Annotated in this window: 19 protein-coding genes; 6 read left to right on the top strand and 13 right to left on the bottom strand. The window is 59.3% G+C overall.

Going from position 1 to position 23,858, the window contains the following annotated elements:
* Positions 1 to 38 precede the first annotated feature (38 nt).
* The 13 genes from ACW9JC_RS18315 to yaaA all read right to left on the bottom strand — a co-directional run bounded on the left by ACW9JC_RS18315 (position 39) and on the right by yaaA (position 18,227).
* A complete protein-coding gene (locus tag ACW9JC_RS18315) occupies positions 39 to 1,490 on the bottom strand; it encodes a mannose-1-phosphate guanylyltransferase/mannose-6-phosphate isomerase (protein WP_046820474.1) in 1,452 nt (483 codons plus the stop codon).
* Between the two features lie 149 nt (positions 1,491 to 1,639).
* Positions 1,640 to 2,296, bottom strand: coding sequence for an alginate O-acetyltransferase AlgF (locus ACW9JC_RS18310; protein ID WP_338582885.1), 657 nt, complete (start codon positions 2,294 to 2,296; stop codon positions 1,640 to 1,642).
* Between the two features lie 17 nt (positions 2,297 to 2,313).
* Entirely contained in the window at positions 2,314 to 3,489 is a 1,176-nt protein-coding gene (locus ACW9JC_RS18305) for an alginate O-acetyltransferase (RefSeq protein ID WP_448109236.1), read from the bottom strand.
* An 11-nt stretch (positions 3,490 to 3,500) separates the two neighbouring features.
* Positions 3,501 to 5,066 (bottom strand): MBOAT family O-acyltransferase, encoded by a 1,566-nt coding sequence (locus ACW9JC_RS18300; protein ID WP_457456583.1) that lies wholly within the window; start codon positions 5,064 to 5,066, stop codon positions 3,501 to 3,503.
* Between the two features lie 152 nt (positions 5,067 to 5,218).
* Positions 5,219 to 6,340 (bottom strand): mannuronate-specific alginate lyase, encoded by a 1,122-nt coding sequence (locus ACW9JC_RS18295; protein ID WP_416126340.1) that lies wholly within the window; start codon positions 6,338 to 6,340, stop codon positions 5,219 to 5,221.
* A gap of 8 nt (positions 6,341 to 6,348) precedes the next feature.
* Entirely contained in the window at positions 6,349 to 7,800 is a 1,452-nt protein-coding gene (locus ACW9JC_RS18290; RefSeq protein WP_457456581.1) for an alginate O-acetyltransferase, read from the bottom strand.
* Between the two features lie 10 nt (positions 7,801 to 7,810).
* On the bottom strand, positions 7,811 to 9,388 hold the full coding sequence (gene algG, locus ACW9JC_RS18285) for a mannuronan 5-epimerase AlgG (protein ID WP_338582878.1): 1,578 nt from the start codon (positions 9,386 to 9,388) through the stop codon (positions 7,811 to 7,813).
* Between the two features lie 26 nt (positions 9,389 to 9,414).
* Entirely contained in the window at positions 9,415 to 10,899 is a 1,485-nt protein-coding gene (locus ACW9JC_RS18280; protein WP_457456579.1) for an alginate export family protein, read from the bottom strand.
* Positions 10,896 to 12,422: an alginate biosynthesis TPR repeat lipoprotein AlgK gene (gene algK / locus ACW9JC_RS18275; protein ID WP_457456577.1), complete on the bottom strand. Its 1,527-nt coding sequence runs from the start codon at positions 12,420 to 12,422 to the stop codon at positions 10,896 to 10,898. The genes ACW9JC_RS18280 and algK overlap by 4 nt, the downstream gene beginning before the upstream one ends.
* A gap of 9 nt (positions 12,423 to 12,431) precedes the next feature.
* Positions 12,432 to 13,601, bottom strand: coding sequence for an alginate biosynthesis protein Alg44 (locus ACW9JC_RS18270; protein ID WP_338582874.1), 1,170 nt, complete (start codon positions 13,599 to 13,601; stop codon positions 12,432 to 12,434).
* 35 nt (positions 13,602 to 13,636) lie between these two features.
* Positions 13,637 to 15,118 (bottom strand): mannuronan synthase, encoded by a 1,482-nt coding sequence (gene alg8, locus ACW9JC_RS18265; protein WP_457456574.1) that lies wholly within the window; start codon positions 15,116 to 15,118, stop codon positions 13,637 to 13,639.
* Between the two features lie 202 nt (positions 15,119 to 15,320).
* Positions 15,321 to 16,637 carry a nucleotide sugar dehydrogenase gene (locus tag ACW9JC_RS18260; protein WP_457456572.1) on the bottom strand — a complete coding sequence of 439 codons (1,317 nt, stop codon included), beginning with the start codon at positions 16,635 to 16,637 and terminating at the stop codon, positions 15,321 to 15,323.
* 810 nt (positions 16,638 to 17,447) lie between these two features.
* Positions 17,448 to 18,227: a peroxide stress protein YaaA gene (gene yaaA / locus ACW9JC_RS18255; protein WP_457456570.1), complete on the bottom strand. Its 780-nt coding sequence runs from the start codon at positions 18,225 to 18,227 to the stop codon at positions 17,448 to 17,450.
* A gap of 275 nt (positions 18,228 to 18,502) precedes the next feature.
* Here yaaA and ACW9JC_RS18250 point away from each other — a divergent pair, with 275 nt between their 5' ends.
* The 6 genes from ACW9JC_RS18250 (at position 18,503) to ACW9JC_RS18225 (ending at position 23,815) form a co-directional block, all read left to right on the top strand.
* A complete protein-coding gene (locus ACW9JC_RS18250; protein WP_457456568.1) occupies positions 18,503 to 19,627 on the top strand; it encodes a polysaccharide deacetylase family protein in 1,125 nt (374 codons plus the stop codon).
* 335 nt (positions 19,628 to 19,962) lie between these two features.
* A complete protein-coding gene (locus ACW9JC_RS18245; protein ID WP_416126332.1) occupies positions 19,963 to 21,357 on the top strand; it encodes a PhoH family protein in 1,395 nt (464 codons plus the stop codon).
* A gap of 227 nt (positions 21,358 to 21,584) precedes the next feature.
* Entirely contained in the window at positions 21,585 to 22,058 is a 474-nt protein-coding gene (gene moaC / locus ACW9JC_RS18240) for a cyclic pyranopterin monophosphate synthase MoaC (protein ID WP_457456566.1), read from the top strand.
* Positions 22,055 to 22,297, top strand: coding sequence for a molybdopterin converting factor subunit 1 (gene moaD, locus ACW9JC_RS18235; RefSeq protein WP_457456564.1), 243 nt, complete (start codon positions 22,055 to 22,057; stop codon positions 22,295 to 22,297). The genes moaC and moaD overlap by 4 nt, the downstream gene beginning before the upstream one ends.
* Positions 22,298 to 22,300: 3 nt before the next feature.
* Positions 22,301 to 22,753: a molybdopterin synthase catalytic subunit MoaE gene (gene moaE / locus ACW9JC_RS18230; RefSeq protein WP_007993258.1), complete on the top strand. Its 453-nt coding sequence runs from the start codon at positions 22,301 to 22,303 to the stop codon at positions 22,751 to 22,753.
* A gap of 285 nt (positions 22,754 to 23,038) precedes the next feature.
* The gene (locus tag ACW9JC_RS18225) at positions 23,039 to 23,815 is read left to right on the top strand and encodes an ABC transporter substrate-binding protein (RefSeq protein ID WP_457456561.1); all 777 of its coding nucleotides are present in this window, start codon (positions 23,039 to 23,041) and stop codon (positions 23,813 to 23,815) included.
* The last annotated feature ends 43 nt before the right edge of the window (positions 23,816 to 23,858 follow it).

Genomic DNA, 23,858 nt, shown 5'->3' with positions numbered 1-23,858 from the left:
CGCAGCCGGTGGAGCGGGGGCTCAAGTCTTACTGAACGTTACTGCGCGATGGTTTTCACCGACACGCCACGCTCGATCGGGGTCGAGCGACCGTAGATATCTTCAAACCGCTCGATATCGTCTTCACCCAGGTAGCTGCCCGATTGCACTTCGATGATCTCCAGCGGAATCTTGCCCGGGTTGCGCAAGCGGTGGACCGAAGCGATTGGGATGTAGGTCGACTGGTTCTCGGTCAGCAGGAACACGTTTTCATCGCAGGTCACTTCGGCGGTGCCGCTGACCACGATCCAGTGTTCGGCGCGGTGGTGGTGCATTTGCAGCGACAGGCACGCGCCCGGCTTGACCGAGATGTGCTTGACCTGGAAACGCCCGCCCATGTCCACCGAGTCGTAGGAGCCCCACGGGCGATAGACTTCGCAGTGGTTCTGGGTTTCGCTGCGACCCTGCTCGTTGAGGGTGTTGACCATCTGTTTCACGCCTTGGACCTTGTCCTTGTGCGCAATCATCATGGCGTCCTTGGTTTCCACCACGACGATGTTTTCCAGGCCGATCACCGACACCAGTTTGCCGTTGCCGTGGATCATGCAGTTCTTGCTGTCCTGGATCACCACGTCGCCCTTGGTGACGTTGCCGTTGGCGTCTTTTGCATTGACTTCCCACAGCGACGACCAGCAGCCGACATCGCTCCAGCCGGCGGTCAGCGGCACCACGCAGGCGCGCTGGGTTTTTTCCATCACCGAGTAGTCGATGGAATTGTCCGGGCAGCAGGCGAAGGTGGCTTCGTCGATGCTCACGGTGTCGGCGTCCTGGGCGCTGCGTTCCAGGGTCAGCAGGCAGGTGTCGTAGATGTCCGGATCGTGCTTTTTCAGTTCTTCGAGGAAGCGGCTGGCGCGGAACAGGAACATGCCGCTGTTCCAGAAGTAGCCGCCGGACTGGACGTATTCGGTAGCGCGTTTCACATCCGGTTTTTCGACGAAGTGCGACACACGGCTGACACCTTCGGGCAGCAGCGAATCGTTGGTCGACTTGATGTAGCCGTAGCCGGTTTCCGGTTTGGTGGCCGGTACGCCAAACAGCACCATTTCGCCGTTTTCTGCGGCGACGGTGGCCAGGGCCAGCGCACGCTGCAGGGCTTTCTGGTCTTCCAGCACGTGGTCGGCCGGCAGCACCAGCATCAACTCGTCGCGACCTTCATTGACCAGCATCATTGCGGTCAGGGCTACGGCCGGCGCGGTGTTGCGACCAAACGGCTCCATCAGGATGCGTTGGGTTTCCAGTTTGCGTGCGGCCAACTGCTCGTTGACGATGAAGCGGTGGTCCTTGTTGCAGACCACGATCGGCGTGTCCATGCCTTCGAACACCAGGCGTTCCAGGGTTTGCTGGAACAGCGTGTGTTCACCGGTCAGGGCCAGGAACTGTTTCGGGAATTGCTTACGCGAAAGCGGCCAGAGACGTGAACCGCTACCACCTGACAAGATCACCGGAATCATGTTGTTACTCCTTGAAAATCGTTTGGTTAGGCCTTTGTGGGAGCTAGCCTGCTAGCGATGGCATCAACTCGGTACATCGGTAAAACCGAGTGGCCTGCATCGCCGGCAGGCCGGCTCCCACAGAGAGCCGGGTCAATTCGGATAATTCTTTAGCGCGTCGATACCGGGCGTTTCACCCAGACCGGCGACAGGCTGCTGCCGTTACCGGTGACGTACAGCACCGCCGCTTCACCGCGTTCCAGGGCGACCGGTTTCACGTCGCCGACTTTCGTTGCACCATCGTATAGCGCCAGGCTGACTTTCACCGGGTTGATTTCACGTTCGCCACGGCCCTTGGCGGCCACGTTCGGCACCACGTCAGTCTTGCCGTCGGCGGTTTTCAGGGTCAGCGTCTTGTCGCTGAGGTTCTGCACGCGCACCAGGGATTTCTGCTTGTTCTTGAACGGCGGCTCCTCGATCAGTTGCGGCGCGCCGCTGGCGTTGTTGACCAGGGTGTAATAGTGATCGCCGGCCAGTTTCACCGGCAGGCTCTGGCTGCCGACCTTGGCGCTGTAGTCACCGCCCGGCATGAAGCTGAAGTCACTGCTCGACAGCGGCGCGACATCACTCAGGTTGGTGCTGCCGACGGTGGCGCTGACTTCGGCGTTACTGGCGTTGTAGATACGCACGAAGCTCGAGCCTTTCGGCGCGGTCGGGCCATACAGCGCGGCGTCGCCGGCGGCGAAGGCCTGCATCGAGAGCACACTCATACCAGCAACCAGTGCAAAGGTCTTGGCGAGACGACGAGGAGTAGTCTTGAAAGTCATGGAAGTACCTCTCTCTTTCAGTTTTGCGCCCGGTCGGGCGTCTCGGATTTAGTGTTGATTGCTACGTTTTGTTGGCGCGCGCCGGCTTGTTTAAGCTCTGCGACCCACTGTGGGTCGGCGTCGCCGATTTCGTTGTTCACAGGCAGATATCGTTCAGGAAACTCCCAGATCAGCACTTGTGGAGGGCTGTTCTTGAAAGCGTCGCTTTTCAGGTAGCTGAGCATTGGCAGAATCGGGCCATGGCCGTCTTCGGCGTAATTGACCACGTCGCTGCGCAGGGCTTGTTTCAGTGCACCGACGAAGTTCCAGTTGGGGTTGGCGCTGTAGCTGGTGCCGATCAAGGCCACCGGTACTTCGGTGTTGGCGAACAGGGCGTCGTCGCCGGCTGGCTGGTCTACGGCTGCAACGGTGTTGCGCTTCTGCAAGGGTTCTTGCGCCGGCATCAGGTTTTCGAACAGCGGGTCCAGCGGCAGGAACAGACGCAGGTCGCCCTTGTGCGTGACGGTTTCCGCAGGTTCGGTTACGAAGTTTTGCGGGTCGCCGCTGAGCGGGAATTTGTCGGCAATGGTCTTGGCCAACTTGTTCGCCGCGATCTCGGCACCTTCCGGAGTCCAGTGGGTGTCGGTGCGCAGGAACACTTGCTTGCCGTTCTGCTTGGCCTGTTGCAGCGGGCCGAGCAGGTCAGGCGCAGGAATCCGGTCGGCGGCCAGGCGCTGATGAAAATCCTTGTAGAGGTTGGCGTGGATGCTCGCCGGTTTCACCTCGCCGAGGTGTTCCGGGTACAGGCGCACCTTGGCCGGCACCACCGCCATCACCAGTTGCACGCCTTTGGCTTTCAGGGTCTGGCGTACGCCTTCGACCAGCGCGTAGTTGCCTTGCAGGTTCAGCTCTTCGTTGACGATCGGGTGGAATTCTTCGTCGCTGTACAGCCACTGGTCGCGACCGAGCACCACGCCCGGACGACCTTCGTTGAACAGTTTGAAATCCAGCGCAGCCCAAAGGTTGGTGCCCAGGCGCTTGATCGGAAACTCGTCGTCGTAGTGGGTCTCCACAGCCTTGGTCCAGCGGCCGTTGAGCACCGTCGCGTCGGCGTTGGTGCTGAAGCCCATGAAGCTGCGAACCGACCACACGCCCAGGGCGAGCAGCGTCACCAGGAACAGGGCGATGTAGAAGATGCGTAATGAGCGGGTCATGGTCAGATCCCTCAGAACTGGAAGTAAAGGAACGGCGAGAAGCTTTGCGCCGAGAGTTTGAGAATCGAGGCGATGAACAGCAGGAGCACCAGTGCACGCATTGCGTAACGCGACCAGTCAGCGGTCCAGTAGGCCGGTTGCACCTGGGCGTCGACGCCGACGGTGTAGCCAGGCTGATGGATGCTCGCCGGGGTATCCCCAGGCGCGGCTTTGATCAGGCCGGGTTCGCTGGCGGCCGGGCCGTCGCTGTCGACGTTCACCGCAGGCTTGGTCTTGGCTGGCGGCTGATTGCTGTAGAAATCGCGCAGGCCGAAGAACGCCAGGGTTACGTAAGCCACGATCAACGTTGCCACTTGCAGGCCGGTGAGGCTGGCCTGGTTGAGTTCCGACAGCGACCAGTCGCCGAAGCTGAACATCGCGCCGTACATGCGACCGGCGACGTGCAGGTTTTCTGCGCGGAAGATCACCCAGCCCATCACCACCAGCAGGAAGGTCAGCGCCCAGCGGATCGGGTTGAAGCTGCGCGGCGAAGTGTTCAGGCCGAGGGCTTTTTCGATCGCCAGCCACATGCCGTGCCACGCACCCCAGACGATGTAGGTGATGTTCGCGCCGTGCCACAGACCACCGAGCAGCATGGTCAGGAACAGGTTGCGATAGGTCGTCAGCGTGCCTTTGCGGTTGCCGCCGAGCGTGATGTACAGGTAGTCACGCAGCCAGGTCGACAGGCTGATGTGCCAGCGACGCCAGAACTCGGTGATCGACTGGCTGATGTACGGCTGCTTGAAGTTTTCCATGAAGCGGAAACCCATCATCAAGCCCAAACCGATGGCCATGTCGCTGTAACCGGAGAAGTCGAAATACAACTGCGCGGTGTAGGCGAGGGCGCCGAGCCAGGCATCACCCGTGGTCGGGTTTTGCAGGGCGAAGCAATGGTCGGCCACCACCGCGAGGGTGTCGGCGATGAAGACCTTCTTGATGAAACCTTGCATGAACCGCGTGCAACCTTCGGAGAACTTGTCGAGGGTGTGGGTGCGGTTGTTGAACTGATCGGCCAGGTCGCGGAAACGCAGCACGGGGCCGGCGATCAGGTGCGGGAAGATCGCCACGAACGCCGCGAAGTCGATCAGGTTGCGGGTCGCCGGGGTATCACCACGGTAGACGTCGATGATGTAGCTGATCGACTCGAAGATGTAGAACGAGATCCCGATCGGCAACAACACGTGGGTCAGGATGAACGGCTCCAGACCGACCGACGTCATCATCGCGTTGATGCTGTCGACACCGAAGTTGGCGTACTTGAAGTAGCCGAGGATGCACAGGTCGACGGCCACGCCGAGCAGCAGCCAACGCTGCGCCGGTTTGGTTCGCACGCCCGCGGCGCCGACTTTCAGGCCGATCCAGTAGTTCCACAGCGTGACCGCTGCGAACAGTGCGAGGAAGTCCACACGCCACCAGGCGTAGAACACGTAGCTGGCGATCAGCAGCAGCAAATTGCGATAGCGTTGCCCGCTCAGGTAGTACAAGCCGAGAAAGATCGGCAAGAACAAAAACAGGAACACGTTGGACGAAAAAACCATCCCGATCTCTCCTTGTTTGAACCAACAGTCAAGGGCCAACGGCCCCCCCAAACCCCCCACGAAAAACCGGGGGCTAACTCACAAAACTCAAACCTGACACCGACCCCTGTAGGAGCAGCCTTCGGCAGCTCCTACAGGAGGGAGGCGTTGTTCTAAGAACCCTTGCCCTTTTCATTCGCCGGGTCGTAGACCTTGGTCAGGTCGCCGCCGAGGCGGAAGGTCTTGAACGGTTGCATCTCATGCTTCTTCTCCAGCACGTCCGGCGCGCAGGTGTAGAGCGAGCAGAACGGTTCGAGCCAGGCGAATTTCGAGTCGACCTTCAGGTCGGTCATGTCCTGTTCCTTGCCATTCTTTTCTTCGAACTCATCCGGGTCTTTCACCCCGGACAGCACGCGATCACCCAGGCGCTTCAATGCACCGTTGTTTTCCTGACGCAGATCCACACCGTTGACCTGAGCGAAACTGGCGATCATCGCCAGCGGCGGCAGGGCGTAGTTGTGGTAGGCCAGCGCCCGTTGTTGACGCTTGAGTTCGTTGGGCAAAAAGCCCTGGGCGTCGACCTGATTGGCGCCGACCTTGTATTCCTTCACGGCCCAATCGAACAGGTCGCGGCGGTTGGTGGCGACGGAGGTTGCCATCACCGACCAGGCAGCCCAGTACGAGTGGTTGTTGGTTTTTTCCAGCGGCAGATTGTCCCAATCGCTGACCACTTGGTCGGCCATCTTGCTGAACCAGGCTTCGATCAGCTGCGACTCTTGCTGATGGTTGGCCAGCGGATGGGAGTCGGAAAACTTCAGGCGAATGTACGAAGACGCCATGCTGCCCAACGCCCATTTGCGCATCGACTTGCCGGTGTGGTTGAAGTCCTTGGACATCAACGCATCGGCCTTGGCCCACGCGGTCAACCAGTTGAGCGTGCATTCCAGTTGTTCCGGACGACCGTCGCGCATGAACTGCATCACGCGCTTGCTGGTGCCGCGCTCGATCTTGGTGATGTCGGCGGTGCTGTCGCGGAAGGCTTTTTCCGATTGCACGTTCAGGGTCGAACGGGCCTTGTCCGAGCCTTCGTACTTGCTGCGAAATTGCAGCGAGCCGGTGTACGGCGTCGGCATCGCATCACAGCCTTCGCTCTTGTCGCCGGTTTTGACTTTCTCGATCGGCGCGAAATAGCCCTGTGGTGGACGCAGTGGCGCAGCCGCTTGTGTCGCGCCGGCGAACATTGCCAGGCTCAAAAGCGTCGGTGCCAACAGGTTTTTCAGTTTCGGATTTCGCATAGCAGACCTCATTGCCCGGCTGAAGCGGTACGTTGCTCAGCGCTCGGGAATACGTTGCGTTTGCAGATTTTCGCTTCGACTTTCTGTGGCGCGGCATCCGTTTTCTCAGGACCCTGGATTTCGACGGCCAGCAGATTCTGCGAGGCCCAGTCTTCGTCCGTGCGCAACTCGAAGGCGAAACGCCCGTCGGTGTCGGAGGTTTCCGGTTTGTCGATCTTGATGTCCTCGTGGCGACCGTTCATGTACCAGAGGGTGGCTTGCAGGGTTTTCACCGAGGTGTCGGCGAAGCGGATGTCGACCTGGTGACTGCTGTTTTGCAGGTTCAGGTTTTTGCTGTTGACCATCAATTCGTTTTTGCCCGGCTTCAGGGTGGTGCTCCCGGACATCTGTGCATCCTTGCCTTCGCAACCGTTGTCCAGCAACGCCATCATCTGGCGGTAAATGGTTTCCTGGTCGAGGCGATACAGCGGCGAGAATTCCCAGATGAGAATTTTCGGCGGGTTCTTCTGGAACTCGTCGCTGCCCAGGTACTGCAGCATCGAACCTTCCAGGCCACCGCCGGGGAACGCCACGTTGAGAATGTCGGCGCCGATGGCCTCTTCGAGGAAACCGGCGAAGTTGTAGTTCTTGCCACTGTGACTGGTGCCGACCAGGGTGATTTCCGGATTGCCGGAATCACCAAACAGATCGCCATCGCCTGCTTCGCCTTTCGGCTCTGTGGTGAATTGATCCATGTACTGGATCGCGTAGCTGGTGCCACAGAGTTGACCGGCCATGTTGTGCAATGTTCCGGTCTTGCCCATGCGACCCGACTTATGGGTCTCGAATTCACGCTTGGGAATGTCGGCGAAGGCCGGGATCTGCTTGACCTTTTCGGCGACGATTTTTGCCGTGCGCTGGGCACCGTACGGCGTCCAGTGCTGGTCGCCACGGAAGTAGAAATCGTGGGCGGGCAGGGTGTCGGGCAGTTGTTCGTTGGTCAGCGGCGACAGGTCCGGAACCACGTAGCCCATCTGCGCGAAACGGCCAAGCATGGTCTTGTAGTTCCTGAGTGCCTTGTCGAAATCGAAGCTGGCTTTCTCGGCAGGGTTCAGCTTGTTGCGGTTCACCAGGCCACGCGTTGGCTGGTAAACAACAACCAGTTCCACGCCTTTGCTCTTGAATGCATCGTGCAGTTGCTTCATGCGTTTGTAGCCGGCCGGGGTGGTGTCGAATTCGGTGCGCAAGTCTTCCTGCGTACGGAACAGCCAGTCGCCCTGAGCCTGCACCAGCGTGGTGAAATTCTGCTGATAACGCGTGGTGTAATTCTTCGCGTCGTGGGCGGCGGGGCACAGGCTGCAGCACGGTTCGGCGCTGAACTTCGGTGCTTGAACTTCATCGGCACGCGCGCCGGTACTGGCCGCGAGAATGCCGGCGGTCAGGGCCGACAGGCTGAGTAATTTGATCAAGTGTGGGTGCATAAAATTATCCTCAGTCCCGCATTTCGGTCTGGCGTTCGACAGGGTCGATCAGCACGGCTTTCTGCTGGCGCACCAGCAGGTCGAGAATTTCATCCTGGCGCTCGCCGAGAATCCCCGAGAAGCTGATGCCGCTGGATTTGGTCGGGGCGAGCATGGACACGCGATACAGCTCGACGCTCAACGGCGAGTCGATGGACAGCGGGCCGCTGCCGTTGGCCGCCAGTTCACCTCCGACCACGATCAGCGACACCTGGGCGTCGAACGGATCGAGCTTGATGTCGCGGTCGGTGTCGCTCAGGTCCTTGATGTGGCCGTAGACACCGGTCAAGCCATTGGCCATGGCGATGTTTTCGTAGAGGCGAATGTTCACGCTGTTACGAATGCGAATGCCGTGGCGGCGGTTGCTGACGACTTTGTTGCCCCACAGCAGGTTGTCGGCACTCTCGTAGAGGGTGATGCCGTCGGTGTGGTTCTGGTAGATCTCGTTGTGAGCGATCAGGTTGTTCACGCTGTTACGGTCGATCACCAGGCCCGACAACTTGTTGTCGTAGCTGCGGTTGTTGAAGATGAAGCTGTCGTTGACCTCACGGGAAATAATGATCCCGTGCTTCTTCTTGGTACCAAACACCGTGTTGTCGGCGATGATCAGACCGTGGGAACGGTCATGCGGGTCAATGCCGTAGACGATGTTGTCTTTGTAGGTGTTGCCCTTGACCACGAAGTTGCTGGTTTCGTAGCAGTAGAACCCGTACCACATGTCCGAGAACTCGGAGCCGACAATCCAGCCGGTCGGTTCAGGACGCTTGAGCACCTTGGCCATGTTCGGCGTGTATTGGGAAATACTCACGCCGTAGGACTTACTGTTGGCGTAGCCGAAACTGGCCATCTTGCTGTTGGCGATGTAGGTCTCGGTGCCACCCCAGGCCAGCAGGAACGGACGGAACTCCTTGGGCGATTTGAACGTCGCCGGACCGTTGTCCTTCTCGCGCCAGCCGGTGATTTTCGTGTCACGCACAAACAGCTGGCCGTCGTTGACCAGGAACGAACCGGCCTCTTGGGACAGGCGCAGCTCCTGAGTCTGCTTGTCGATTTCGAGGATGCCGTGGCGGCCGACCACGATCGGCAATTTCGCCAGGAACACACCCGGCGAGGTTTCGCTGAAGTACTGCTTGGGCAGCTTCTTCGCCAGGTCCTTGAGGTTCATGTAGCCGTCGTCGACGAAGATCGCCTGCGGGATTCCGTGCTGACGCACCACCCACTCGGCCATCTTGTTGTCGCCGCCGATGAAGTCCTTCAGGGCGTCTTCCTGCATCATCCGGCGCACGCTGATCTTACCGGCCTTGCTGCGCACGATTTTTGCGGCGATGGCCTCGGCGGTGTAGCCGGAAATGTCCGGCAATTTCGGCGTGGCCAGCTCCAGCGGCGCGGTCGGTGCGCTGCTGACGGTGTAGGTCTTGGCCTGTTGCAGTTCCTTGGCCACGGTCGCCGGTTTTGCAACCGGCTCCACATTGGCGAAGGCCGTCGCACTGGCCAGCAACATCGCGCCGGCCAACAGGCTGATCGAGCCTTTTCGGGCTTGATGATTCATCTGGGAGACTCCCTTCGCAATGTGCATCAGAAGCGCCAGATCACGTCGATGAACGCGCGGTGCATGTACGAATCGACTTCCTTGCCGTACGCATCGCCCGGCTTGAACACGCCGCCACGCAAGCGCACCAGCGCCGATGGTTCGTCGATCGCCTGGCTCATCGATGCCGGCAACAGGCCCTGCTTGAAGTACTTGGTGACCACCAGATCCATTTCCTGACCGAGGTCTTTCTCGCCATCGTTCAGCGGCAGAGAGGTGCTGGAGAGGATCGCGCCAGTGACGTCGTCGGTGTTGTTCTGTACCGCGTCGATGCCGTTGCTGCCGACCGGCTTGTTGCCGTCGACACGCCAGAACTTGTGGTAGATCAGGCTGGCGTCGTACTCGTCGTTGAGCATCCACGAACCGAACAGCGTGGCCGATTGCATGTTGTTCATTTCGCCACGGAACGCTTCGCCGAAACGGTGTACCCGCGAGCGAGTACCGGTGTAGTTCGAGCGGTTACTTTCCAGGCCGTTCTGTTCATAGTCTTCGCTGGCGCGAGCGTAGGCCGCACCGACCTGCCATTGCGGATCGAGGCGCAGGCGCACACCCAGGTCGGTGGCCCAGCCATCGACATCGCCGCTGCTTTTGGCTTGCGCGGGCGCGGTGCCATCGGCGTTCAGCGGGTTGACCGTGTCGCGGTCGCCGCTCATGCCGGTGATGCTGCCCCAATAATTAACGGTGTTGGTGTTGCGCCAGTTGTAGGCATCGCTATCGGCGGTGAGGCCGAGCCAGCTGATGTCGCCGTTCTGTTTCTTGTCCAGCGAATCACTCGCGACGCCGGGTTCTGCGTAGTCGAGTTTGCCGTCGTCGTGGGTGTGGTGGCCGCGAATGCCGACCCAGTTGCCCGGTGTCCACTGATACGCCGCATCGGCGTAGGCGTGCAGGCGATCCTTATCCTCTGGCGCGAGTTCCTTGAGGTCGGTGCGGTACTCGCTGAAGCGTTCGGCGATACCGACGTTGGCGCGCAGCAGGGTGGTGTCGAAGGTCCAGTTCAAGGCTTCGATGTTGGTGTCGCGCCATTGACCGTCGTCGTTGCGCAGGCGTTGGCGACCGAACTTGAGGACCTCTCCCGGGTAAGGCGTGAAGCCGCTGTAGCCGACCCAGAACTCTCGCATCGCCAGGTAGTTTTTCTTGGTTTCGCGATCATTGTTGTCGGTGTTTTCGGCACCATCGGATTGTTGCAGGGTGTCGGTCTCGATGATGTCGGTGGACGTCACCGCCTGACCCATGGCGTAGGCGCTCCACGCGCCGCTTTCGCCGTAGACCCAGGGACGCAGGTCGAGGCCGAGGCCGTTGACGTCGCCGCCGCCCTGGGTGCCGAGGTCGCGGTCGTCTTCGGACTGACCGGTGATTTTTACGTCCAGACCGTAGTTCTTGGTTTCTTCAGTCATCGCAGCGAGCGTCGGGCAAGACCAGATCAGCGCGAACGTCAGGCCGATACCGGCCTTCATGAATGGATTCAACTTCATAGGGTTTCCTCACCGTCTTCTTCTTGCAGCGCGTGCAATGGCAACGCGTTCTGGCTCAAGTTGCCGCGAACGTCCTGTTCCTGTTTCAACAGGCGCTGGGCCTCGGCAAGCTGCGCAGGCGGCAGTTGGGCTTCGAGGGTTTGCGCAAGCTCGGTGGCTTGCGGGGTGTTCTGGGCCTTGGCCAGTTGGCTGAAGACGTAAGCGTTGAGCGGGTCAGGCTTGGTGCCTTTGCCTTGGGAGAACAGTTGGGCGATGGCGAAGTCGGCGCTGTTCTGACCGTTGCGCGCAGCGGTCAGCAGGTGGTCGAGGGCCTTCTGCGGATAGACCTTGCCCAGGTAGCCACGGCGATAGATCTGGCCGAGGTAGTAATCGGCGGCGACTTCGCGGCCGACGGCTTTCTGGAAATGTTCCTCGGCGACCTTGGCGTCAGCCGGGACCATCTTGCCTTCGTAGTAGAGCTTGCCCAGCAACAGCTCGGCGCGCGGCTGATCGGCGGCGCGGCCGTTGTCGAGGTACTTCATCATCTGGTCGACGTCACCCAGTTCTGGGTAGTCGTAGAGCAGTTGCGCGAGGGTCACCCACGATGCCGGGTAGCCCGGGGCGATCGGTTCGAGCAGCGACTGCGCGGTTTTTTCGTCGGGTGTGCCCAGGGTCGAATCGGCGAGCACACGGGCGACACTGTCCACGCGTTGTGCGGAAACAGTGCCGCGAGCGTGACCGGCCTGCATCTGTTTGATCAGCTCGGCCTGTTGCTCAGGCTGGGCTTTTTTCTGATAGACCGTGGCCAGTTCGACGTAGCAGATGTCGGTGGTGTTGATCGCGGCTTTGCAGATCTTTTCCACATCGTCCAGGTGCTGGTCGTAGGTGCCTTGGGTGCGATAAAGCAGCACTTGCGCCAGGCCCGCTTCCGGCTTGCCTTCGGCACGCCATTGGCTGATCTGTTTCTGTGCGTCGACGTTGGGGAAGCTGTGCGGGTATTGCAGGTACAGCATCGCCAACGGAATGAGGGTGTTGCCTTCGCCTGCGGCGGAAGCTTTCTTCAACAGGGTTTCGGCTTCGTGCTGCTCGGCTTCAGTGGAGCCGGGCTTGGCCACCAACAGGCGACCGAGGCGCGCCTGGGCACGCGGTGAAACGCTGGCGGCGGCGCGGTAAGTCGCCTCGGCCTGCTTCATCTGCGCCGGGTCGCGGCTGTCGACTTGAATGTCGGCCAGACCGACCTGGGCTTCGCTGTAGCCCAGGTCTGCCAGTTGCTGATAGTTCGCCGCTGCGGTGGCGGTGTCGCCACGCTTGAGCGCTTCGTTGGCCAGGCGTTGGTCGGGCAGGCCGGCACAGCCGGCGAGGCTGACTGCCAATGCCAGCGAGCACACCACCAGTCCACTGTGGGAGCTGCGGTGCGACGTTTCGACTTGCCAGCGATTCAGGCGGCTCGGTGTGTCAGGAAAACCGCAGTGACCCAATCGCTGGCAAGCCAGCTCCCACAGGGATCTCGGTGTTCTCAGAAGACGGATGATCGTCACGGGCATGTCCTCCGGTTACAGACCAGCAGCCATGGCTTTGTCGATCAGCCAGTTCAGGTTCGGGCCGCGGTCGCTGTTCACTTCTACCGGGCGGCCGGCGAGGGTGCTGTCCAGGGCTTCGTCAGGCTGGATCAGGACGCGGATGTCGGAAGACAGGTCGGCGCTTTTCAGGCTGGTGCTGCTGACGATCTTGCCGGTGCGGGTCTTGTCTTCACCGGCGATCTGGAAGCGCACGGCGGTGCCTGGCAGGACGTCGCCGAACTGGCGATAGGAGAAGCGCGCTTCAACGTTGGCTTCGGTGTTGCGTGGCACCAGTTGGAAAATCACGTCGCCCTTGCTGGCGTACTGACCGTTGGCGACCATTTGCTGGGCCACGGTGCAATCGCATGGCGAAGTCAGGGTGCCGGTCATTTGCTTGCCGAACAGCTCTTCAACCTTGGCCGGCGAGAGTTGATCGTCTTCCAGATGTCCCTTGAGTACGTCGAGCATGCTGGTGCTGAACGTCGCCAGCGGTGCGCCTTTGGCGGCGACGCCGTCGGCTTTCACCAAGCTCTGCACGGTGCCGTCGCGAGGCATGGTGATGTTCACGCCCGGCACGCTGACCAGACCGGCCTGGGCATGGCTGACGAAGTACATGCCGTACACCGACTTGAAGATGAAACCGAATGCCGCCAGGCCGATGACGAAAACGCCGAGGCTGAAGGTTACGGCTTTCATGCGGCCGAACGCGCTCATGCCGTGGCCGCCGTCCTTGATCTTGCGCGCCTTGGTGAAGTTGTCGCGCTGCAGGGTCGCCAGCACTTCACCGATGCTGACGATGTCGCCGGCCAGGTGAGAGGTGATCAGGTGACGCAGGGTCGAGATGTCCTGTGGTTCCAGGTTCTGGAACTGGCAACCGGTGCGACCGGTCTGGCGATCGAACGAGCGGATCTGCAACTCGACGTCCATGGCCAGGCCGAGGTTGTCGATGACGAACTGCAGGCGGGCCTTGTACACCTCGCCAACTTTCAGCGGCAGTTGACCGGCGTTGAACGCCAGGCCACCAGCGGACAGGTCGATGACCCGGGCTTCGACCGGCGTACGGTCAGGACCGAAGAAGCGCAGCTTGGCCGGGATTTTCACGCGGGCGTGTTGGCGCTGGGCTTCGGATTCATGCACTACGTTGGCGTTGACGGCGGTATTCATAGGGGCGATTTCCTTGTTAATTCAATAAGGGGCGGTCAGACCATCATCAGCAGCACGGCGACAAAAATGCTGCCGGCGGAGAAGGTCATGGTCCGAGACGACCAGGTGTTGAACCAACGTTGAAAGCTGGCGAGATCACGGGTCAGGGAAGTGGGTTGGCGAGTCCAGGACTGTTGGTCGAGGCGGAAGAACACGTAGATCTTCACCAGCGCGCCGACGATCTGGTTGTAATAGAGAATCGCCGGATAGGCCGGGCCGATCCGGTGACCGGAGCAGGACAGCAGCAGGGTCAGGATCAGGCGGGTGATGCCGATCCACAGCAGGTACACCAGGATGAACGCGGTGCCGTACTTGAAGCTGGCGATGATCGCTACGGTCAGGCCCAGCAGCGAGGTCCACATCGACACGCGCTGATCGAACAGCACCACCGAAGTGAACGCACCGAGGCGTTTCACCCCAAGGCCGAGGGCCCGGGAGTTCTGCCGCAGGTTGTTGCCGTACCAGCGGAACATCAGCTTGCGACTGGCCTTGATGAAGCTCTTTTCCGGCGGGTGTTCAACGGTGTTGATCGCGGCGTCGGGCACGTAAAACGTGTCGTAGCCCAGGCGCATCAGGCTGAACCAGCTCGACTTGTCGTCGCCGGTCAGGAACTTGAAACGACCCAGGCGCCAGTGTTGCAGCGAGTCGCTTTCCACGTCGGCGATAAATTCCGGGTTGGTGACCACGGTGGCACGGAACACCGACATGCGCCCGGTCATGGTCAGCACGCGCTTGGACAAAGCCATCGAGCACATGTTGATGTGACGCTGGGCGAAACGCAGCTTGTGCCATTCGCTCATGATGTAGCCGCCGCGCACTTCGCAGAACTCGTTGGTGGTCAGGCCGCCAACGTTGCCGAACAGCTGGAACCAAGGCACGGTCTTGCGCACCGTACCTTCGCCCAGCACGGTGTCGCCATCGATCACGGCGACCACGGCGCGGTCATCCGGCAAGTGACGGGAGATGGCGCGGAAGCCGTAGGCCAGGCCATCGCGTTTGCCGGTGCCGGGAATGCGCACGAAGTCGAGCTTCACATGCGATGGCGGGTTCATCCGCTTCCACAGGCTTTTCACCAGCAGCTCATCGGACATTTCGACGATGGAGCAGACCACGGTGGTCGGCAGGCCGCAGTCGATCGCTTCGCGGATCACCGAGCTGTAGACCTGCGCGGTGGTCAGCGCGTCGATACGAAAACTGGTGACCATCAAAAACACATGGGACGGGTCCGCCGCCTCGCCCAGCTTGCGCACTTTGCGCCGCAGGTGCGGGTAGACCACGTACAGAAACAGCATGCCGCGCAGAAAGTGCGTGGCACCCATCGAGTAACGCCAGATACCGACGATACCGATCAGGAAAATGAAGTCCTTCGACTCGGAGTCGAACGTGGACACAGGCAACGCCATGGCGATGCCCATCAGTAAACTGAGATAAAACAGCCAACCGGCGGCCTGGAGTAGGCCGTGTTTTAGCCTGTGCATAATCTGCATCCGTCTCGATCTCGGGCGAGGCCCGAATGGGTTAAGGCAGGCTTACAAAACGTGCAAGGTCATGTAGGAGCTGCCGAAGGCTGCGATCTTTTGATCTTTCGCTTGGTACTCAAGTGATCCTGAAAAGATCGCAGCCTCGTTTCACTCGTCAGCTCCTACATCGTGTTCGCACAGTTGCCGTGCAAACACCGTGTTACCAGCAGATGCCTTCGGTGCGGCCGCTGACGCTGGTGGCCTTGGACATGAAGCCGACCAGGTCGATCACTTGCTTGCCGTGCGGGACGTCCTTGACCAGGGCGCGGAATTTCTCGTCACGGTTGCCGAGGATGATCACGTCGGAGTTGTTGATCACCGCGTCGAAGTCGGAGTTGAGCAAGGACGAGACGTGGGGGATCTTCGACTCGATGTAGTCCTTGTTCGCGCCGTGAACACGGGCGTACTCGACGTTGCTGTCGTAGATGCTCAGGTCGTAGCCCTTGCCGATCAGCATTTCCGCCAGGTCAACCAGCGGGCTTTCGCGCAGGTCGTCGGTGCCAGCCTTGAAGCTCAGGCCCAGCAGGGCGACTTTGCGTTTGTCGTGGCTGGAAACGATGTCGAAGGCGTTCTGCACCTGGGACTCGTTACTGCGCATCAGCGAGTTGAGCAGCGGTGCTTCCACGTCCAGCGAACCGGCGCGGTAGGTCAGGGCACGCACGTCTTTGGGCAGGCAGGAACCGCCGAAAGCGAAGCCTGGGCGCATGTAGTACTGGGACAGGTTCAGGGTCTTGTCCTGGCAAACCACGTCCATCACTTCGCGACCGTCGACACCGACAGCCTTGGCGATGTTGCCGATCTCGTTGGCGAAGGTCACTTTGGTGGCGTGCCACACGTTGCAGGTATACTTGATCATCTCGGCGACGGCGATGTCCTTGCGGATGATCGGTGCGTCGAGTTCTTCGTACAGCGATTGCAGAACGTCGCCCGATGCCTTGTCGAACTCGCCGATGACGGTCATTGGCGGAAGGTCGTAGTCGGCGATGGCGGTGCTTTCGCGCAGGAACTCAGGGTTCACGGCAACGCCGAAGTCGACACCGGCCTTCTTGCCGGAACAGTCTTCGAGAATCGGGATGACCACGTTGGCCACGGTGCCCGGCAACACGGTGCTGCGCACCACGATGGTGTGGCGGGTGGTCTTGTCACGCAGGACAAAACCGATCTCGCGGCACACGGCTTCGATGTAGTTCAGTTCCAGGTCGCCGTTCTTCTTGCTCGGCGTGCCGACGCAGATCATCGACAGGTCGGTGTCGCGAATCGCCTCGGCGAAGTTGGTAGTACCGCGCAGACGACCGGTCTGGATACCCTGGGCCAGAAGTTCGCCCAGACCCGGTTCAACAATCGGTGATTTACCGGCATTGATCATATCGATCTTGTCTTTGGCAACGTCGACGCCAACGACTTCATGGCCCCGTGCAGACAGGCAACCGGCACAGACAGCGCCAACGTAACCCAAACCAAATATGCTGATGCGCATCGCAATTACCTCTGTGTTTTATCGAGCCATTAGATGGCCGGAGTTAATGGTGTTCAGCGGTCATAGTGCACTCGCAAGTGCGGCTAACAGGCGCAACAATGCCGTGAGTTGGCATGTAAGTTACGAGTGTCTAAATAAGTGCACTCAAGGTGTGCGAAACCAGGCCTTATTGTTATGACTTGCCCTGTTTTGCAGCCGATCCTCTAATCTGAGGATGTTCGTGCAACGGTCGTGCGCGCTCGATGTCAGGCTGAAAGCCCGTAGATCAAGCGGTTGAGTGCCCAGGTGAGCACGTTTATAGGGGCGCTGCCATGGCCTTATAGGGGATAGCCAACATGCGTTATCTCCTGTCCTTCTGTGTTGTCCAAATCAGGGATTAGTCCGCGAAAGTTAATATGACAACTTCGCTACATGGATCTCTGTTCTGCGTAAGTTATCTCCTACAAGCTCTGTGAGAATCGTTACCGGTGGTATGAGCGGTGCATTCGGACATAGTTCCGATCCGCCTATCGTGAAATCTGAAATTTTTTGAAATATTGAGAAAGATGGCACTGCTCTCAAATTGATAGCACTTGCCGTTTCGCCCTTTATATATAGGCGGATTATTCGAGGGGATAGTTTTTTGCCACTACCGATAAAAAATTTCAGTGCCACTACTGAAAAAAAATATCGAAGTCGAGTGAAACTAAAGTTAGAAAAACGAATGATGTATTTTTGGCGCCATAAAAATGGCGGATAAGGCGGGAGATATTGGGTCGATCAATGATCGGCGCGCGAGCGTTCTGGACGTCGTGCGCCGACCCTCTTGCATCACTCTGGTGCGTGATCGCGCAGAAACACCAGACTGTCCGGTTTAGACTGCTCGGCGCTGTAGCGATAGCCCTGGACGTCGAATTGTTTGAGGGCTGCCGGGTCGTTGATGCGTTCTTCGATGACGAAGCGGCTCATCATGCCCCGGGCCTTTTTCGCATAGAAGCTGATGATCTTGTACTGACCGTTCTTCAGGTCCTTGAACTCGGTGTTGATGATCCGTGCGTTCAGGGCGTTGCGTTTGACCGCCGAAAAATACTCGTTGGACGCGAGGTTCAGCAGCACGTCATCGCCCTGATCGGCCAACGCTTCATTCAACCATTCACTGATCCGGGTGCCCCAGAAGGCATACAGGTCCTTGCCACGGGAGTTAGCCAGTTTGGTACCCATTTCCAAGCGGTAGGGCTGCATCAGGTCCAGCGGACGCAACAGGCCGTACAGGCCGGAGAGCATGCGCAAGTGTTGCTGGGCGTAATCGAAATCGGCTTCGCTGAAGGTTTGCGCATTCAGGCCGGTGTACACGTCACCCTTGAATGCCAGCAGCGCCTGCTTGGCGTTTTCCGGGGTGAAGGCCGGAGTCCAGCTGCCGAAACGCGCGGCATTGAGCCCGCCGATCTTGTCGGAGACGTGCATCAACTCGCTGATCTGCGCTGGCGTCAGGTCGCGTAACTGCATGATCAGTTCTTGCGAGTGATCGAGGTACTGCGGCTGGGTAAAGCGCTGGGTCGCCGGCGGTGTTTCGTAGTCGAGGGTCTTGGCGGGGGAAATCACCATCAGCATGAAGTCGTCTCCTTTAATCGTGGCGGCGATTCTAGGGGGTTGTTCGTGTTGACTCCAGCTATAGGGGTAATAGGTGATCGGTGGTGTCATGGGACAAGATCGCAGCCTCGCGTTGCTCGACAGCTCCTACAGGACCGAGTTGGCGTAAAAACGGGATGAATCCGAGATACAGGTACACGTCAATCCTTGTAGGAGCTGTCGAGTGCAACGAGGCTGCGATCTTTTGATCTTCCCGCGATATAGTGCCGCGCGGGTTTTGTTATGGAGACATCCCATTGCGTATCGTTCTTCTATTCACAGCGTGGCTTCTGAGCTTCGGCGCCCTGGCGGCGCCGGGCGATGTGGCGACGCTTGATCGCGGCACCTGGCCGGAAAAGCTCAACAATCCGACGCTGTTCGACGTGGCCTCACGCGCTGAAATCCTCATGTTCGCCCGTGTACTGCTGGCCAGCGAGTCGCTGGATGAAACGGGTCTGGCCCAGCGCCTGGGCCTGCGCACGGTCAACCTGGAGTCGGTCAACCGTGTGCGCGAGCGCATGTGGCAGCGTTTGCTGAGCAACTTCAATTTCGCCCAGCAAAGTTGCGATCAGGATGCGTCCTTCTGTTTTCTGGTCGAGGACATGCCGACCCTGCGTGAACAGGCCGGCAAATTCCAGATCAGCGAAGACAGCTACTACATCAAGTGGGCCGAGCCGAGCCGGTTGTTCCATGCCCAGTACCTGGACGAGCAACTGCGCAAGGCTGCGCTGTTCCCGCAAACCAGTAGTGAAGTCGATCGTTTTGGCGACTATGAGCGCGATGGCGAAGCGATGCACGACCGCCTGTTTCTGCTGACATTCGACAGTGCCGCGAATGCCGTGCCGGACAACACGGACTGGGTCAGCGAGTACCTGCGCAAGGCGAACATGAGCGGTACGTTCTTCGTTCTCGGCAAGGACATTCAGGCGCGACTGGCCGACCGTTCGGTCAGCAGCCTGCAATCGACCTATTCAACCCAATGCGTCGGCGTGCAAGGCTGGGAGTTCCGCTCGCACAGTCACTGGCAGGACTGGCAGGATTCGGTGCGACGCAGCGTCGAACTGGTCAAAGGCAAACTGCCGGAAAACTACGTGCCGCTGTTCCGTCCGCCCGATGGCCAGCGCCGCTCCGATGCCGAGGGCTTCTACAAGTCCCAGGGTTTGCAGGTGGCGCTGTGGGACATCGATGCCCAGGACGGCGCAGGCAAGCTAAAGCCCAGCCAGAGCGGGCAACGGGTATTGACCCTGATGCTGCTGTGGCGTCATGGCGTGATCAACTTCAATGTGAAACAGGACGGGGTGAAAACGACGCTGCCGTGGCTGATGACACAAACGGCACAGAGCGGGATCGGCTGGGAAGATTGTCAGGACGGGTTTCGATGAAACGGCAAAAGCCCGGAAACATTGGGTTTCTGGCGTTTTTTTGAGGGATTTCGAAGCAGGTTGACTTCCGACTGTAAACGGATGATGGCAGTCCGCCAAGTGCTATTGGTCAATCTGAAAAATAAACTTCAAAAAAACGTCAAAGTACTTTTTTCTGTCATGTGTTTTGGAGTATTACGAAGACAGACCGCCGAAACCTGCAACACAGGTGGCGTCTCCCAAGACCCAGCTCTGTATGCAGTCACTTGAGTCCCCGCAGGTGAATTCGGCAGTCACTTCGAGGCGCAGCACCGCCAAGGTATTGCGTCGAATGGCTCCCACAAAGGTGACCGAGTATGGATGATCACGGACGTAGCTCTTCTTCCAACCAGCCAATCCTTTATGTACTCGATACCAACGTATTGATTCACGATCCAAACGCGCTGCTCAACTTCGAAGAACACCACGTCGCCATCCCGATGACCGTGCTTGAAGAGCTGGACAAGCTCAAGAGCGGGCACCACAGCGTTGCCGCCGAATGCCGCCAGGCCATTCGCCTGATCGACAAGACCCTGGGCGATGCCTCACCCGAGGACGTCGAGCAGGGTGTGCCGATCCAGCGTGGCAAAAGCGGACCGAAAGGCTTGCTGTCAATTCTGATGAGCAAGCAGGCTGAATCGAACCTGATTCTGCCCGAGCACCTGAACGACAACAAAATCATCAACCAGTTGATCGACCTGCACGCACGCGATCCGAAGAAGCCCGTGGTGCTGGTCACCAAAGACATCAACATGCGCCTCAAGGCTCGCGCCTGCGGGATCGCGGCCGAGGACTACAGCACCGACCAATTGGTCGACGACGTATCGTTGCTGCCCAACGGCTACCACAACATGACCGGCTCCTTCTGGGACCGTGTGAGCAAGGTCGAAACCCGTCAGGACCACGGCCGCACCTGGCATCAGGTGCAGTTGATCGACAACCTGCCGGCGGTGCACATCAACGAGTTCATCATCGACGAGCAGGGGTTTGTCGGCTGGATCAAGGAGATCGAGGAAGACAAGCTGCTGATCCTCGACCTGCATCAGGAGCCATTGCTGCATCAGGAAGCCTGGGGCCTGAAACCGCGTGACATCTATCAGAGCCTGGCGCTGTACGCCTTGCTCGATCCGGATATCCATCTGGTCAACCTGTCCGGTGCGGCCGGTTCCGGTAAAACCATCCTGGCCCTGGCCGCTGCGATCGAGCAGACGATGGTCAGCAAACGCTACCGCAGGATCATCGCCACCCGCAGCGTGCAGGGCCTGGACCAGGAGATCGGTTTCCTGCCCGGCACCGAAGCGGAAAAAATGGAGCCGTGGCTGGGCGCCATCACCGACAACCTCGAAGCCTTGCACATGGATGACGAAAGCACCCATGGCAGCGTCGACTACATCCTCAGCAAAGTGCCGTTGCAGTTCAAATCCCTCAACTACATCCGGGGCCGCAGCTTCCAGCAGAGCCTGATCCTGATCGACGAATGCCAGAACCTCACGCCGCACCAGATGAAAACCATCATCACCCGTGCCGGCGCCGGTTCCAAAGTGGTGTGCCTGGGCAACCTGGCACAGATCGATACCCCATACCTGTCCGCGACCAGCTCCGGGCTGACCTACCTCACTGAACGCTTCAAGGACTTCCCGAACGGCGTGCACATCACCCTGCAAGGGGTGCCACGTTCGATCCTGGCCGAATACGCCGAAACGCATCTATAGCGGCACCAACAAAACCGGGCGGCCTCAAAACCGCCCGGTTTTATATGCCCGGCACAATTCCCCTGTAGGAGCTGCCGAAGGCTGCGATCTTTTAATCTTCGCCTTGAAAATCAAAAGATCGCAGCCTTCGGCAGCTCCTACGTTGGGAATGTGGTGATCGGACAATCGTGCGTGCGGAAAATTGACCTGCAGGTTTACAATCGACGCTCCTGATCAGGAGTAATCCCGTGCTGACTCATCTCGATTCCCAAGGTCGCGCCAACATGGTCGACGTCACCGAAAAAGACGTAACGTTCCGTGAGGCGACGGCCCAAGCGCTGGTGCGCATGCTCCCCGAAACACTGCAGATGATCGTCAGCGGCGGTCATCCCAAAGGGGATGTGTTCGCCGTGGCGCGCATTGCCGGCATTCAGGCGGCGAAGAAAACCAGTGACCTGATTCCGCTGTGCCATCCGTTGATGCTGACGGGTGTGAAAGTCGAACTCAGTGCCGAAGGCGACGATACCGTGCGCATCGAAGCACGCTGCAAGCTGTCCGGGCAGACCGGCGTTGAAATGGAAGCCCTGACCGCTGCCAGCGTCGCCGCATTGACCATCTATGACATGTGCAAGGCCGTGGACCGCGGCATGACCATCGAAAGCGTTCGTTTGCTGGAAAAGGTTGGCGGCAAGAGCGGGCATTTCCAGGCGGATCAGCCATGAACGTTACCGTGAAGTTTTTCGCCCGTTATCGCGAGGCGCTGGGTGTGGATTCGGTAAAGGTCGAAGGTCACTTCTCCACCGTTGACGACGTGCGGGCGCTGTTGGCCCAGCGTGACGGCGCCGAGGTCTTGAGTGAACAAAACCTGATGTGCGCGCGCAATGAAGACCTGTGCCAGCTCGACGAGCCGGTCAGCGACGGCGACGAAGTGGCGTTTTTTCCAACCGTGACCGGGGGCTGATTCATGGCCATTCGTGTGCAATCCACAGCGTTCGATCCCGGCGCTGAGGTCAACGCCATGCACGATGCCAATGTCGGCGTCGGCGCGGTGGTGAGTTTTGTCGGCTACGTGCGCGACTTCAATGACGGTCTCGACGTGGCCGGGATGTTCCTCGAACACTATCCGGGCATGACCGAAAAAGCCCTCGGCAAGATCGCCGTCGAGGCCGAGCAGCGCTGGCCGTTGCTCAAGCTGGAGGTATTGCACCGCATCGGTGCCTTGGAGCCGGGCGAGCCGATCGTTTTCGTCGGCGCCGCCAGCGCCCACCGCCAGGCAGCGTTCGATGCCTGCGCCTTTGTCATGGATTACCTGAAAACCCGCGCACCGTTCTGGAAGAAGGAAAACACCAGTGACGGGCCGCGTTGGGTTGAGGGACGTGACAGTGATCATGCGGCGGCGGATCGCTGGAAGCAGTAGTGCTTCGGCGTTCTTTAGTCAGCCATCGCTAGCAGCTAGCTCCCACAGGTGTCGTGTACACCGCAAATCCTTGTGGGAGCCAGCCTGCTGGCGATGGCGTCATCTGCACCACTAAATATCTTGATGAATCCCCGCCGACCACCGGCCGGCACGGGCTGCATTTGCCTGATTGACGGATAATACATAAAAGTCCAGTATGGAATTATAAGTACAAAAAAGGTTTTCCCTCCGTTTCTGCTCTTCTTCTGTCTTGCCAAACCAACAACAACCCGCGAGAGAACGAACATGAAGAAATTCCCCCTCATCACCGGTCTGGCCCTGAGCCTGTTGGCGTGCAGCTCTGTGTTTGCCGCCGAGAAAACCCTGCGCATCGGCATCGAAGCGGCGTATCCACCGTTTGCCTCGAAAACCGACAAAGGCGAGATCGTTGGTTTCGACTACGACATCGGCAATGCCTTGTGCGCGCAGATGCAGGTCAAGTGTGTGTGGGTCGAAGGTGAATTCGACGGTCTGATTCCTTCCCTGAAAGTGAAGAAAATCGACATGGCGCTGTCGTCCATGACCATCAACGAAGACCGCAAGAAGTCGGTGGATTTCACCCACAAGTACTATTTCACTTCCTCGCGTCTGGTGATGAAGGAAGGCGCGGTGGTGGATGACCAGTACGCCAGCCTCAAGGGCAAGACCATCGGCGTACAGCGCGCGACCACCACCGACCGTTACGCCACCGAGGTGTTCGAGCCCAAGGGCATCACCGTCAAGCGTTACGGCAACAACGAAGAGATCTACATGGACCTGGCAGCCGGTCGTCTCGATGCGATTTTTGCCGACACCATTCCGCTCAATGACTTCCTGTCGATGCCGCGCGGCAAGGGGTACGCGTTTGTCGGGCCGGAGCTGAAGGATCCGAAATACGTGGGCGAGGGTGCGGGGATTGCAGTGCGCAAGGGCAATGCCGAGTTGGTTAGCCAGTTGAACACGGCTATCGATGGTATTCGGGCGAATGGCGAGTATCAGAAGATTTCCGAGAAGTACTTCAAGTCCGATATCTACGGCGATTGATCGATAAAAGATCGCAGCCTGCGGCAGCTCCTACAGGGGAATG

Source organism: Pseudomonas sp. SDO5591_S426, from assembly GCF_054070755.1.
Note: the sequence above shows the minus strand (reverse complement) of the source record. Positions and strands in the feature narration are given on the sequence as shown.